General features: G+C 52.9%; 10 protein-coding genes. 5 read left to right on the top strand and 5 right to left on the bottom strand.

Features of this window, described 5'->3' with window-relative positions; genetic code table 11:
• Positions 1–351: 351 nt before the first annotated feature.
• Complete coding sequence (locus tag VLX68_00515; protein HUI90704.1) at positions 352–2607, top strand: VWA domain-containing protein; 2256 nt, start codon at positions 352–354, stop codon at positions 2605–2607.
• A 24-nt stretch (positions 2608–2631) separates the two neighbouring features.
• Here the strand turns inward: VLX68_00515 and VLX68_00510 are convergent, their stop codons facing one another.
• The 4 genes from VLX68_00510 to VLX68_00495 form a co-directional block, all read right to left on the bottom strand.
• The gene (locus tag VLX68_00510; GenBank protein HUI90703.1) at positions 2632–3834 is read right to left on the bottom strand and encodes a prolyl oligopeptidase family serine peptidase; all 1203 of its coding nucleotides are present in this window, start codon (positions 3832–3834) and stop codon (positions 2632–2634) included.
• Positions 3835–3870: 36 nt separating this feature from the next.
• Entirely contained in the window at positions 3871–4233 is a 363-nt protein-coding gene (locus VLX68_00505) for an STAS domain-containing protein (protein ID HUI90702.1), read from the bottom strand.
• A 112-nt stretch (positions 4234–4345) separates the two neighbouring features.
• On the bottom strand, positions 4346–5419 hold the full coding sequence (locus VLX68_00500) for a hypothetical protein (GenBank protein HUI90701.1): 1074 nt from the start codon (positions 5417–5419) through the stop codon (positions 4346–4348).
• 199 nt (positions 5420–5618) lie between these two features.
• Positions 5619–7826 (bottom strand): ComEC/Rec2 family competence protein, encoded by a 2208-nt coding sequence (locus VLX68_00495; protein HUI90700.1) that lies wholly within the window; start codon positions 7824–7826, stop codon positions 5619–5621.
• Positions 7827–7898: 72 nt separating this feature from the next.
• Between VLX68_00495 and VLX68_00490 the strand changes: the two genes are divergently transcribed.
• Both VLX68_00490 and VLX68_00485 read left to right on the top strand, forming a co-directional pair.
• Positions 7899–8834 carry a response regulator gene (locus VLX68_00490; GenBank protein HUI90699.1) on the top strand — a complete coding sequence of 312 codons (936 nt, stop codon included), beginning with the start codon at positions 7899–7901 and terminating at the stop codon, positions 8832–8834.
• Positions 8831–9796 carry an RluA family pseudouridine synthase gene (locus tag VLX68_00485; protein HUI90698.1) on the top strand — a complete coding sequence of 322 codons (966 nt, stop codon included), beginning with the start codon at positions 8831–8833 and terminating at the stop codon, positions 9794–9796. The genes VLX68_00490 and VLX68_00485 overlap by 4 nt, the downstream gene beginning before the upstream one ends.
• A gap of 57 nt (positions 9797–9853) precedes the next feature.
• On the opposite strand, the gene VLX68_00480 is transcribed toward VLX68_00485, so the two are convergent.
• Entirely contained in the window at positions 9854–11251 is a 1398-nt protein-coding gene (locus tag VLX68_00480) for a DUF4403 family protein (GenBank protein ID HUI90697.1), read from the bottom strand.
• A 170-nt stretch (positions 11252–11421) separates the two neighbouring features.
• Between VLX68_00480 and VLX68_00475 the strand changes: the two genes are divergently transcribed.
• On the top strand, positions 11422–12114 hold the full coding sequence (locus VLX68_00475; protein HUI90696.1) for an outer membrane beta-barrel protein: 693 nt from the start codon (positions 11422–11424) through the stop codon (positions 12112–12114).
• 19 nt (positions 12115–12133) lie between these two features.
• Positions 12134–13756: a serine/threonine-protein kinase gene (locus VLX68_00470; GenBank protein ID HUI90695.1), complete on the top strand. Its 1623-nt coding sequence runs from the start codon at positions 12134–12136 to the stop codon at positions 13754–13756.
• Positions 13757–13775: the final 19 nt, after the last annotated feature.

The raw sequence follows: 13775 nt of genomic DNA, 5'->3' as shown, positions 1-13775 counted from the left end.
CCTGTCGATAAGCATGTTTTTCTTTGTGGCCCATAGGAGATAACCCCTTTCTGCTTGGGTTACCTTAATTATGAGCCTACGAATTAAAAACAGTATGTATCCGATAGGTATTCGGTTACATTTAATTTGAGCCTACGCGCCAAGGATTAAAAAACATGGATTTTGTGCAAAATCACCGATTTTTTGGGTATATTTATTATTGTATGGGTGGGTTGGACCATTTTTCGTAACAAAAAGCATTACTTATACTTGCTTTGATTTTTGCAACCTACCTATTTTAAGATTAATAGGACTGGATTGCGTAAATCACATTTACGCGGCCTATTCTTTATATAGCCAGGAGACCCTCTTATGATATTGATCTGCGCCAGAAAATATGCTTATCTTTTGACGCTCTTCGTACTGTCGGCAGCTGGGGCGCTTTTAGCGGATGACATGTGCGAATTGACCATTACGAGCTGCCCCCAGGATTTTAACGGCCAGACAATCACGGTGCCAGACAATATCGTGAAATTGTCCTCGCTGGTGCACGCGTGCAATGCGGCACGCACACTGACAACTGGTACAGGTGGGACCTCTTCTATCCTTTTCGTGATAGACAACACGGGAAGCATGAAGGGGAACGGCGGAAACGATCCGGGTGGAGCACGGTTCTCGGTTACCAAGGCCTTGCTCGATACGATCATGGCGAAGGAGCCGAATGCCGAAGTGGGACTTGTGGTGTTCCGCGAACATCTCTTTTTCGATACAACTACCACCGAATATTACACTCAGTTTTTCAAGGCACTTCATCCTGTCCTGGATAACGAGCCGCGTCAGGCGTATTTGCCGTTCCTGGTTCTTAACCAGACTTATCAGACGTCAGCCGGTCCGAAGATGGGAATCGACATCATAAAAGATATTCTTACCACCAATTCAGCCGGAGACGATTTAGTTTACCAGCCAAGTTGGCCCAATCCCACCGGCGGTGAAACCAATATTAATGGCGCGATCATCGCTGCCAAACAGGAGTTCCTTTCCGCAAAGAATCCTGCAGCCAATCAATATACGATTCTTATGACTGACGGCGAGCCCACGGGTCGTTGGCAGGCGGGGTACGATTCTTTATGGTTCTCCACCCCGACCGGTGTCGCTGGCCTCCCCACCACATTCACAGTGTTTTTCAACAAGCAGGGACAGGCGCCGGCTTGCCTCACCACGATGACAAACAATGTAAAGATAAACGGCTATTCATCTTCAAACCCGGAAAGCAATATCTGGGCGCTTTCCGGCGTGAATTACTCGACGCTTATGAGTCTGTTGATGACTAACGTGATACAGAATATTCTCGTCGGCGGAAACCCGACAAAAATGGTTCTCAATAACAAGACGTCCGCGATTTACCTCGACAGCTCGTTTTTCTTTACCGACACCTTCCCGTTGACCAGCGCTCTGACCACCATCAGCATGGGAATCACCTACCGGTACGTGAATCCGCAGACCAACATGCTGTCCGACACCATTGTGCAGGTCTCTTTTTCGATCAAGAGAGATCCAACGGTGACCACCTTGCCCAGCGGACTTTCCGAAAATTGCACGCCCGGTGCGCCGGGCACCGTGCCGGTGACCGCGATCCTGCTGGACACGAACCAGGACGGTTATCTTGACAGAATAGACCTTACGTGGACCGACACCTCGGCGATCAATCCCACCATGCCTTCAATCGCGCAATTCATCAAGACCCTGCAAATAACCGCCCTCGACGGCAAGACGGTGAACCTCAACGCGGTGACGCTCGTGCCCGACCTTGCAAATAAAACCATTCATGTCATTCTTCAGGAAAATTCCGGTCCCGAGCTCGAAACGGGATGGCAAAGCGCCAACGTCACTTTGACGCAGATTGCAATGACCGTGAGTGGCGGACCCTTTGTGGTCACCAAGGTCGTCGACGGCGCATTGCCGGTCATAAAGAGTCTCTGCTTTTCGCCGGCCCCGGCGGGCGACTCCCTGCGGGTGATTTTCAGCGAGCCCGTGGCAAGCCTTACGCCGCCCCTTGATCCGAACACCATCTTTACCCTTTACATGAACAACGCCCCGTTCACCTTTACCGGGACGAACCCGAAACAGGTCATCAAGAACAGCGATAATTTCATCTACGTTTTCGATCCGAGCACGCCGCTCACGGGTCTCGACACCGTCGTGGAAGGCAAAAGGCCCAAGTTCCCTCTCTCGCTGTGCGGCGGTGTGTCCATCGTGAAGAGTTCCATTGTCATCGGCAACCCGTTCGTTCCCGGAAAGACCCTCGTTCCGGTGAACGGTCCCACGGACCTGCGCACCGGCACGCGCATTGAGATAACGCTGGTGCCGTCCATTATCGCCAGCCTCAAGGCGGGAAAAGTCAAAGGCACCATTTCAATATTTGACGTCGTGGGCAACCTTGTCGCCAATGACACCCTTACCGTTGACCAGAACAACGTCAAATTGTTCTATTTCTGGAATGGAAAAACAAGCAAAGGCATGATGGCATCGGCCGGAACGTATCTCGGCCGCGTCTTTGTTGAAGACCTTGACCAGGGCAAGAAACAAAACATCAGATTGAATATCGGAATCAAAGGCGCCGGGAAGTAGCGAAGCGGCGCGGCAGGGTTTTATTTACGGAACCGTAATGCGGTAGGCGGCCTGATGCGCGGCCTGCGGCAGCAGCTGGTGAAGGGCGAAGGCTAGTGCAAGCCCTGCGTCTGCTGCCGCGGGCCGCACGCTTTTCGGGCGGGAGCCGTTTACCGAAACAAAGATTGCGGCGTTTTGCTTTTGGGGAAAAGTCAATAGCGCGGATTTTAATCCTTTTGTCGATACCTGAAGGGTGTCGTCCTTCCAGAACGCCTTTATAGCCGGTTCTTCCGTTCCTGAAGCGATTTCCCATGTGATGCAGTTGGGCGGCACATTGGGGAACCCCGGCACAAATGTCCAAGAAACTGAGCGCTGGGCCTCCGGCCTGGTCCAGGTGCGGATAAGCCTGGCAAGATTTCCGTATTCTTTTTCCCGGTAGTCAAAGCCGTGGTTTTCTTCCGGATATTCCCGGTGCTCCACGGGTACGCCGTTGTTTTCGAGCCATGCTACGAATTTCATCACCTCGGCGAAAGGGTAGATGCGGTCGTTTCCCGCGTTGATATTAAGAATCGGCCGCTGCATCAGGTTCTGAGGATGGAGCTTTATGCCGAACGAATACAGCATGGCACCGTAACCCGAGACCGCGATAAAGCCGGCAAACGGCGCGCACACGGTGTTTGCCGCAAGGTAGCAGCCGGTGGCGCCGTCGGAAACGCCCGCCAGGAATATTTTGTCGGGATTCACCGGATAGCAAAGCGTCATGAACCGCACGGTCTGAAGCACCCGAGACATCCCGCCGGGGCTCCACCACGGCGTTTCCCTGTTTGCCGAGGGGCTTGCAAGGAACAGATTGAACGTGTCTCCAAGGCTGGAAAGCATGTCGTAGGCAATTTCACCCTTGGTGGTTTTTGAAGTGCCTGTGCCGCCGTGGAGATACACAATGAGAGGATACAGGGTGTCGCGGCGGATGGCCGCAGGAGTTTTCCAGCCAAGAGTGTAAGCTGAGTGGAACGTGTCTTCAAGGATGGCGGTGAACACGCCGCACCGACCTTCATGGGCTTTTCTTGCAACCTGCGCAAGTGAATCCTGCGCGGCGGCAAAACATTTATATGATTTAAGAGAATCGGTAAGCGCAGAAGAAGGAGCCACGAACCATCGGGCATACTGGTCTGCCGCTTCCGGCGGCATGGCGACTTGCCATTGGCAGAAAAACAGAAGTAATACGCCTGCAAGAAGGAGGTGTCTCATTGAGGATTTGCGAGTTATTTAAATAGAAAGATAACGTTATTGCTTTTCGGATTGCAGGCTTCGTTCAAAATCTTCCCTCGTGCGGAATATTGGAACAAACGAATCGAACCCGATGATGGTGATGATGCTCATGATGTCCTCGTTCGCGCCGAAGAGCACCATGCCGCCCTTTTTTTCCTTGAGACGGTTTTGGTAATTGAGCATGAGGGTCATCGCGCTTGAATCCAGGTGCGTGGTTTTTGACAGGTCGAGCGCAATTTTGGGCGCCGGCTGCTCCTTGATGGGCTCGAGCACTTTTCTAATCTCGGCCACGAACTTGATGACGAATTTTCCTTCGATGGAGATGATATTCCAGGAGTTCCATGCTTCGCTTGAAACTTTGACAGGGGGTTGTTCCATAGTACGCTCTTCCAGAAAAGGTACCTCAGCAAAGGATACAAAATGGCTGCAGGCGGTTCAAAGGCTTTCTTACAAAGAAAATACATATTCCGGAGACGCAGACAAATCAAATTTAACCAACCTGCCTGCTGCCGGCGTACAGCTCGTATTCGTACAGTCTGCATTCAATCGCGCCGCTGTAAAAAGGCGTTTTTTTATTCGCCTTGAGCCCAACCTTTTTCACGAGGTCGAAATTGCCGGCAAAGATATACCCGGTGCGGCCGGCGCACCGCTGTTTAAAAAAATCCCCAATGCCTTTGTAAACGGCCCGCAGGCCGGAGGCATCGCCCATGCGGAAACCGTATTCGGGATTTAAAAGCACGATTCCGTCGCCGTCCGGTATGGGCGTTTTCTCAAACTCACACACGGAAAATTCTATGGCATTTTCGACGCGGGCGGCAGCCGCGTTTTTTCGCGCATCGGCTATTCTGTCGGGATTTATATCCGTTGCGATGATTTTCACCAGGGGAGCGCCGTGCTCGGCAGAGGCAATCCGTTCCCGGATGACATCATAGATAGTTTTATCATACGGAATCATGTGCATGAAGCCGAAATTGGTGCGGAGCATGCCGGGCTTGCGGTTGAGCGCAATGAGGGCGGCCTCGATGGCAAGTGTACCGGTTCCGCACATAGGATTGACAAAATGGGAGGAGCCGTCCCAGCCTGTTGCGCGGATGACGCCGCTGGCAAGCGTCTCCTGCATGGGCGCGCTGCCCGGCAGCAGACGGTATCCGCGCCGTGAAAGCGGTTCGCCGGAGGTGTCGAGATAGAGCGTGCATTTTTCGTCCTGCCAGTACAGGTGGACGACCACGCCGGTGCGGCCGGGCCCGCTGTTGCAGCGGCTCCCCGTTTTTTGGGTCAACCGGTCGACAATCGCGTCCTTGCATTTGAGGTTGGCAAACCGGGTGTCGTTGATGGACGCGGTTTTGACCATTGACGTCACGGAGAGCGTGGTGTCGAGCGGGATCAACCGCTCCCATTCAAGCGCCGTGACCGCCTGGTACAATTCGTCCGGCGATGCGCAGACCGCGGTAAGCACCTCGAATAAAACGTGGTGCCCGGTTGACAAAGAGAGGTTGAGGAGCATGCAGTCCGCCATGGTGCCGCTGGTACGAATCCCGGTATGGTACTGACCCAGAACAGGCATTTTACATTCACGAACTTCTTTTACTAAATAAGGAGCGAGGCCCTTTGGACAGGTAATAAGGATATTGGATTTGTCGCGCTGAAAATCGTAAGGAAGCATGTGAGAAGATGTCCTGATTACGCGTGATGAAGCCAAACGTAAAAATACATTCTCGAAGCTTTAAACATGCGACAAGGCAACACTGGACCACCGTGCGAATCTATGGCCGCTTTAAGGCATTCAGCGGATGCCACGCGGGAATTGCCGAGATGATGGCGGGGGGCCTACCGTTCCTGAAAGTAAAGATCATTGCGCCTTTGTCATCGGTCGGCATAGGGAGCGTGTCGGGAAATTCATACCGTGAACCGAAGAGGGAAACGGTACATCGGCATTCGTTTTCTCCCTGGATGCCGACGGATGGGCTCACCTCAAGCGTGCATCGGGGCGAAGGAAAAAAATACCGTTTTGATTTAATCACGGCGAAATTCGCGTGATATTCATTGAGGAACGCAATAAAGTCAGGGCACGGGCCGGCCACGCTGTCGCATGATAAAACCTGTATGCCGTTCCCGCTTGTTAATACCGGCTCCAGGGATTGGACGGCGTTGCACGGATCGCCGGCCAGGATCACTGTTTGAACCGAAGCCCCGGGCGACAAGCGCATCCATGGGGCGATAACCTGCGAAAAAACGGATTGGGGAGCCTTTTCCCCCAGACCGGCAAGCCAGACTTTGCCGTTTGGCCAGCGGATGCCGGTAATGTTTGATTTTTTTATTAAAAATGAAACTGCCTGCGATGCGGCGGCATTACGCTGGATCACCAGTAAAACGGCAATCGCCAGTACAAACCCGGTTCCCGCAAACAGCAGATACCGCTTGACAAGGCCGCGTTTTGCCGTGCAGAGTCCGACAATGAAAAGCGCAGAGAAGCCATAGACGGCAGGAAAAAAACGGGGAAGCTGAAACATTGACATCGGCATCATTGAAACAACTCCGGCGCATTTGAGCATGAGGAGTATACTGGATTCGGCGGCGCGCATGCAGAACGGGACAAAAGGCGGGAAGACAACCTGAAGAAAAAAACCGGCAAGCGCTATCCACATGGACAGCGACATGAGGAAAATTGCAAACAGATTCACGATGATTCCTGAAAGAGACAAGGTTCCGAAATGGTAGGCGAGGATTGGCGCAGTGGTCAAAAACGCGGAAAAGGAGACGAGCAGCGCGGTCATAAGCGGCGCTGAGGCCTTTTTAATGAGTGACACCCGCTGCCCGTGAAAGGTAAAAGCGCCGGACAAGGCCGGGTACAAGGCGGCCAGGCCGAACGTTGCGCCAAATGACAATTGGTATCCCGGCGTAAAAAGTGACAAGGGGGAGAATATCAGCCAGACAGTGCCGGCTATCCCGAGCGAGTTGAGAAGGTATGGTTTGCGCTGGAAAAAAAACGAAATTAAAACCACGCTGGTCATGATCACGGCGCGCGCCAGCGATGGAATAGGACCGATAAAGAAAAGGTATGCCCAGATACAGACGAGCACTATGGCGCATTTCACTTCGCGGCCAAGAGGAAAAAACAGCAGCAAAGCGTAAATAGCGCCTGCCAGTATCGTGAGGTTGAATCCGGAAAGTGCCAGAAGATGGAAAATGCCAGCCCTGAAAAAGAGGCCCTTGACGCTGTCGGTAAGGTCGCTCCGGTCGTTTATGAACGACGCGACGAGAACGGCGCGCGCATCGCTGTTTTTCATGGCCGACGCCGCCTTGAAAACGGTAGTGCGGGCAAAAGCGGCGATATCGTGCCAGGGGGATCGGCTTTCAGTGGTCAGGATGATGGAATCACAGTAAAACTTTCCCCAAATGTTGTTTGACAGGGAAAACAGGTATTCATCAAATCCGCCGGGATTTGCCGCAGGACGCGGCGGCGTGAACCGCCCTATTCCCGAAAATCCCCCGGAAAACGGCGGCTTTTGGTTGCAATAACAGGTGACGTGCCTGCCTTTGAGAGCGCCGGGCTTTCCAAGGGAGAAAACCGAATCGCATTTGACCAGGAACATGAACCTGCCGGACGATTGCTCCGGTGCTGAGATGATGACACCGCTGAGGCGGGCGTGCCTGTCCGCGCAAATACGGGAGCCCAATCCGGAATATTCGATTCGCTGTTGACAATAACACTGGCAAACAAGGGCGGCGCCTGCAGCGAAAAACCACAGCATGCGGAAACGGGCCGACGCGCAGATAATGGCCGGCACCAGCGACAAAATGATTGCAACGATAAGAACTTCATTATAAAATATCGAGGAAAAACTCAGGAAAGGCTGCAACAGCGCTCCGCACGCGATTCCGGCTGAAAGCCCGATCCAGCCGGTAAAACCGGGAAACCGGGCCCATTCATCAAGCAGGGGAAACCATGCAAAAATTTTTTTGTGCATCATGTCCATAGATAAAATAAAACACAGGCCTCACGTTATCCGCATAAAACCTGTTTCCTTTTTACCAGAGCCATCATGACCGGCATTGAACCGAAAAACGCCTGCATCCTCGTGGTTGACGATGAAAAAGAAATGCGCGAGATGATCGCGGACTATCTCGACGGCGAAGGGTATGCCGTCCTTACCGCCGAAAACGGCAGGGAAGCGCTTGACAAATGCCTGCGTCAGCACCATGTCGACCTCGTGCTCTCCGACATCAACATGCCGGTCATGAGGGGATTCGAACTTCTCAAGGAAGTGCGCGAAAAATATCCCTCGGTGAAGCGGGTGCTCATCACGGCGTACAACGTAGAAGATTACCTCGAACTCGCCCTGAAGCACGACGTGGGAAATATTTTCGTCAAGTCGACGCCGTTCAATTTCAGCGAGCTTTCGCAGATCCTGGAAAACCTTTTGACCGGCGACATCTTCGGGCTCTCGAAGTATTTTGACCGGCCGGTGCTGGAAAAAACGTTCGAAATAAAAAAAGGGAACAAGCTCGACGCCTACGCAAGCGAAATCATGCGGCATGTTCCCGACACGGCCCGGGCGAAGAAGGTGGAACTCGTGCTCATCGAATTGCTCGCCAACGCCGTTTTTTACGGGGTGCGCAGGGAAAAGGGCGACAACAAGGACGAATGGAATTACGATTTCGAGCTCACCGACGCCGAGGTGATTTTTGTCACCTTGCTTGCCGACGCGGAGAAATACGGCATTTCGGTGCTTGACAAAGGAGGAAGGCTCAAGAAATCCGACGTTCTCTACTGGATCAACCGGCAGACCACGCGCGACGAAGCCGGCGTGCCCGTGGGCATCTATGACACCCACGGCCGGGGATTTTACATCGCGCGTGAATATATCGACCGGCTCATCGTGAACATCGACGCAAACAAGCGCACCGAGGTGAATATCATCAACTATTATTCCAAGACCTATCACGGCTACAAGCCCTTGCACATCAATGAAATATGAAATTGACATCATACATTACGCAAAAGTATGCCTCATCAAGCTTGATTGAATACCTTTCGCATCGCTTCACCTATCTTGACAGAGAAGAATGGCGCGAGCGAATTGCCGGGAACCAGGTGTCGGTCAATGACGCACCGGCACTTCCGGATGTCAAGCTCGGCACCGGCGATATTGTTTCGTACGATTTTCCCGATTTGCCCGAGCCCGCCGCGGACACAAATTATTCCGTCATCTATGAGGATGAATGGTTATTTGCCGTGAACAAGCCCGGCAACCTGCTCGTGCATAAGGCGGGCAGGAACATCACCAAAAACCTTGTCTTTCTTTTACGGCACGCGTCAAACAATCCCGTCTATGCTTCTGCGCATGCGGTGAGCAGGCTCGACCGCGAAACCTCGGGCATTGTGCTGTTTGCAAAGGACTTGCAATGCCTTAAAAAATTGCACAAGGAATTCGCTGCTAAGACCGTGGCAAAGGAATATCTTGCCGTTGTACGCAATGTCCCTAAAGAAAAGGAGATGAAGGTTGACCTGGCAATCGGGCAGGATACTGCTTCAGGCGTGACGTACAAATTCCGCGTGGACGCAAAAAACGGAAAAGAGGCCGTCACTTTTGTTGAAACTCTCTGCGCGGGTGAGTCATATTCGCTCGTGCGCGCGATTCCGGTCACCGGCAGGACACACCAGGTGCGCATCCACCTTGCCGCGATCGGATGCCCGGTGATGGGCGACAAGCTGTATGGAATGAAAGAAAGTGATTACCTGGCATGGCGCAGCGATCCTGAAGGACATGCTTTATTATTGGAATTCCCGCGGCAGGCGTTGCATTGCAGAAGCTTGAAATTTGTTCATCCGGTCACTAACAATGAAATGTTTTTAAAAGCGGCGATACCTGAAGATATGCTTGGACTGATTGAAAAATATAAATTTCCTACTGGACAAAATGATATTATTGCATGTTAAGTGTAAAATGAATCGAGTCGCCACCGGTCAGCGGAAGTTGCCAAGTCCTGTATTCATTTAATCATGCGCCAGCACATTCAGCGTCCCTTTTGCCAGCAGGATCGCCTTGATCGCCTTGTCCGTGATCGTGACGCCCCCGATGCTGAGCGAGTCAATGGCGCCGGTGATAAAGACGTTTTTGGAGATCTCCTTATGCGAAAGCATTTTCTGTACCATGAGCTGCGCCTCGAGCAGGCGTTCACGCAACGGGAAGTGGAGATACGGCTTTACTTTGGCGAGAATGATGCCGTGCAGGAGCCATTCGGCGGTTGAATGCAGGGCGTTTTTCGTGGAGAGGTCAAAATCCAGATCTTCGATCGAGGCGGTGGCTTCGGCTTCGTCGTATTTGACGTGTCCTATCACGTAAACTTTTCCCCTGAACGAGCCGGTAAAATCGATCGACACCACGGCATACCCTTCCAGTCCGTAAATGTTGACGTCCTGGATGATCACTTCCTTGCCGGCGGTGGAAAACGCCTTTCCCAACAAGAACCCCTGGAGGATCTGACTGGCGCTGGAAAACGGCAGCTCGGTGTAGAGGTTTATCACGAACGACGAGTCGAGCCGCTCGGGGACAATGAATTCGGGGAGCGAATCAAAGGCTTTTGTCTCGGGTTGCCCGCCGAAAAATGTTTCCGCAACTGATTTTATCCCGAGCGATCCTTTTATAATCCCGTTATTGCCGGTGAGCTGGGTCATGTACACGGACGTGGGGGAAAGCCGCAGCCAGATGCTGTCGGGCGCGCTGGAAAGCAATATGGGCGCTTGGATGCGGTTCCAGAGCGGACGCAGCATTTTTTTTATGTCGAGCGAATTGCACACCGCGGAATCAACCAGGCCGCCGAACGAAGCCTGCTGCGATGAAAGGATGATGTCGACCACGGGCTTGATGGGGATGGAAATGAAACGCACCTTGATCACCGGCTCCGACAGCCATTCGTAACCGTCGGAACTGGTCTGGGTGACCACCTTCCAGTTGTTCTTGACCGAAAACTTCGAGCGCAGCTTGAGCGCGATCTCTGCCTCCACGTCCTGGTATTCAGTATGGGAAATTCCCAGCGCGCCGATGGTGAACGAGAACTGGAGCCATATCTTGAGCGGCACCTTGTACGCCATCTCGTTGCCCTCAAGAGCAATCCTGATGGAATCCTTCTTCCATACCTTCATCTTCACCGGCTTTATGCCCGCGATGGTAAGCGTATCGCATTCGTAAAGAAGGGGCGCGAGCTGCTCGTTGAGCATTTTTTCAATATACCACGTTTTGAGCTCTATGGGAACGTTGATGACCGAGGGAACCGGTGTGAATGTCGCGACCGGCTTGAGTTCGGATGGGAGCTCGGGTTTTGTCTGCACTTTGGGCGGCGCGCAGGCGACGGCGCAAAGGAAACATACGATGGGAATGTATCTGATTCGCATAAAAATCTGCCGATAGGACTTGATTGCCTGGGATTCGTCAGCCGAGAATATTATACGTTATGCGCAGGTGAAATAGAAGAGGGCGCCTTGTCCTTGCTTTATCACCAAATCCCCACCTATTTTTTTATTATAAAACGCCGGTTGAAAATACCGGATCAGAAGGAGTCTTGATGAAAAGAAATACCACGTTTTTGATCGTGCTGTTTTCTTCGCTCATGGTGTTTTCAGCTCCGCAGTGCCGGCTCGCCTTCAATCTCGGCGGCACCGAATCATTTATTGATGTGACGAAACTACCGCAGGGGCTTGCCATCAATGATTCGAAATGGGCCGGATACTTCAATTTCGGCATGGATGGAGAACTGGATGTGAACGAGTATTTCGGCGCCAGCCTGGGAATCGCGTTTGAAAAGCGAGGCGGCACCAAGGTAGGGAACATCCAATGGGGAGCCTTCACGGTCGGCAGCGGCGAAATAGAATTCAATTACCGCTATTTTCAGATACCGCTTTATTTAAAAGGCATGCTTCCCCTCATGATTCCAGGCAGCGTTTTTATCTGCGCGGGTCCCGAGCTTGGCGTTAAAATCGAATCGGAGGTTGTCTATCGCTATTACAACAACAATGCGTCCCTTATCGTCAATGCCGATTCGGTTACCGGCCCTGTGGATTTCGGCATCAGCGGCCTGGTCGGCTACGATCTTCCGATCGGCTGGTCATCCGGCCTGAGTCTCTATTGCGGTTATTATTACGGCTTCATCGATGTGTACGAAAATAAAAGCCAGACGAGCTCCGATTACAATGTTTACCAGCGCGCCTTGAAATACGGCATTTCATTTTACGTCAATTTCAACACGGCGCGCCGCTGACCCCGGGGCAGGCATTGCAATGGCATTCTCCCTCAGTGACTACTCCAATATCACCGAGCTGCGCCGCGGCGGCATGGGCAAGCTGTACCGCGCGGTGCAGACATCGCTTGACCGGCCGGTGGTCATCAAGGAAATGACGCCGAACGCCGAGGAACCGGACTGGAACCGGCGTTTCGAAAACGAGGCGCGGGCGGCCGCGTCGCTCGAGCACGACAACGTCATCCGCATCTACGACTACGGCGTCGACAAAGCCACCTTCTACATTGCCATGGAATACGTTGAAGGGCATGATCTCGATGAGCTTCTTCACCGCCAGGATTTCCCCCGGGAAATCGGGCTTATGATCGTTTTGCTCGCGCTGCGCGGGCTGCATTATTCGCACCTGCACGGCATCGTCCACCGCGACGTGAAGCCGGCCAACATACTCGTGTCAACAACGGGCCGGGTGAAGGTCGCGGATTTCGGTCTCGCCTTCGCGGCGGCCCAGTCGTCGCGGTTTACGCGCACCGGCGCGGTGGTGGGCACGCCGCATTACATGGCGCCCGAACAGCTCAATCTGGACCCGCGGCGCGACAGCCGCGTTGACGTGTGGGCAGCCGGCGTCGTGCTGTACCGCGTGATCACGGGAAAACTGCCCTTTGAGGGCGACACGCTTCCCACGATCGCGTACAACATCGTGCACACCAAGGAGAGGGACCTTTCACTTTACGCACGCAAGCTTCCCAAAAAACTGGTGCACACCGTCGAAAAGAGCCTTGTAAAGGACCGGGAAAAAAGGCTCGATTCGTTGAAGCCGCTCATCGACGCGCTGCAGGAATTGGTTTACAGCAAGGGAATAACAGACCCGGGAGAGACGATCGCGGCGGCCATCGCGAAGATGCATCCGGAGGAAACCAACCTTACCACGGGCCGGATGTTGACAAAAGTGGAACAAAGCGAGGAAAAAGAGTTGAACGTGGCGGCTTTCGAGGCAAATGAGGCGCGCCGCAAGGTTTGGGTCAATATCGTTGCGGTGGCAGCGGTTTTTCTGGTGGCGGGCGTATTGTATCTCGCCACTGCAAGGTTCAGGAATTCATCACCGCCTTCCCTGATCCAGAAGCAAACGACCGCGGTGCCCGCAAAACAGGGCGAAACGGCGCAAACACCGGTAAAAGCAAATGATGACATTGGGGAACAAAAGTCAATCGAAAGTCCGGCAAAAGCTTCGGATATCAAACCTGTAAAAATGCCACGGCATGTGTATGCGGTTTCTCTTCATGCCGGCGCCCCCGTTGTTGCTCCGAAACCTGTTGTTCCAGAAAAAGCCGCTGCGGCTCCGGCCGGTTTACAAACTGCGCCAAACGATACGGCGGTTTCGCGACCGCATGCCGTCACGCATGACACCATACCTGGGCAATCCAAGCCTGCTGACGTGCCGAAATCAACGGGCACCGGCGGCCTGTGCGTGATGTCGTTTCCTAGGGCAGAGGTATATCTTGACGGAAAATCGCTCGGCAAAACGCCGATAGAGTCACCCGTTGACGTCAATACGGGAAAGCACACGCTCACCATTTCGGAAAACGGCTACGCGCGGAAGGAAATGACCGTTGAGATTAAAAAGGACATGGTTGAAAGAATTAAGGTCAAACTTGAAAAAAACTGAAAATTATAACACTACTTTG

The sequence above is a fragment of the Chitinivibrionales bacterium genome, assembly GCA_035516255.1.
In the GTDB taxonomy this organism is placed as follows: Bacteria; Fibrobacterota; Chitinivibrionia; order Chitinivibrionales; family FEN-1185; genus FEN-1185.
The sequence above is the reverse complement of the archived record's forward strand: the minus strand, read 5'-3'. Positions and strand labels throughout refer to the sequence as shown.

Coding starts and splice junctions, on each gene's coding strand:
- VLX68_00515 (HUI90704.1), top strand. CDS start 352: ATGATATTGATCTGCGCCAGAAAATATGCTTATCTTTTGACGCTCTTC.
- VLX68_00510 (HUI90703.1), bottom strand. CDS start 3,834: ATGAGACACCTCCTTCTTGCAGGCGTATTACTTCTGTTTTTCTGCCAA.
- VLX68_00505 (HUI90702.1), bottom strand. CDS start 4,233: ATGGAACAACCCCCTGTCAAAGTTTCAAGCGAAGCATGGAACTCCTGG.
- VLX68_00500 (HUI90701.1), bottom strand. CDS start 5,419: ATGCCTGTTCTGGGTCAGTACCATACCGGGATTCGTACCAGCGGCACC.
- VLX68_00495 (HUI90700.1), bottom strand. CDS start 7,826: ATGATGCACAAAAAAATTTTTGCATGGTTTCCCCTGCTTGATGAATGG.
- VLX68_00490 (HUI90699.1), top strand. CDS start 7,899: ATGACCGGCATTGAACCGAAAAACGCCTGCATCCTCGTGGTTGACGAT.
- VLX68_00485 (HUI90698.1), top strand. CDS start 8,831: ATGAAATTGACATCATACATTACGCAAAAGTATGCCTCATCAAGCTTG.
- VLX68_00480 (HUI90697.1), bottom strand. CDS start 11,251: ATGCGAATCAGATACATTCCCATCGTATGTTTCCTTTGCGCCGTCGCC.
- VLX68_00475 (HUI90696.1), top strand. CDS start 11,422: ATGAAAAGAAATACCACGTTTTTGATCGTGCTGTTTTCTTCGCTCATG.
- VLX68_00470 (HUI90695.1), top strand. CDS start 12,134: ATGGCATTCTCCCTCAGTGACTACTCCAATATCACCGAGCTGCGCCGC.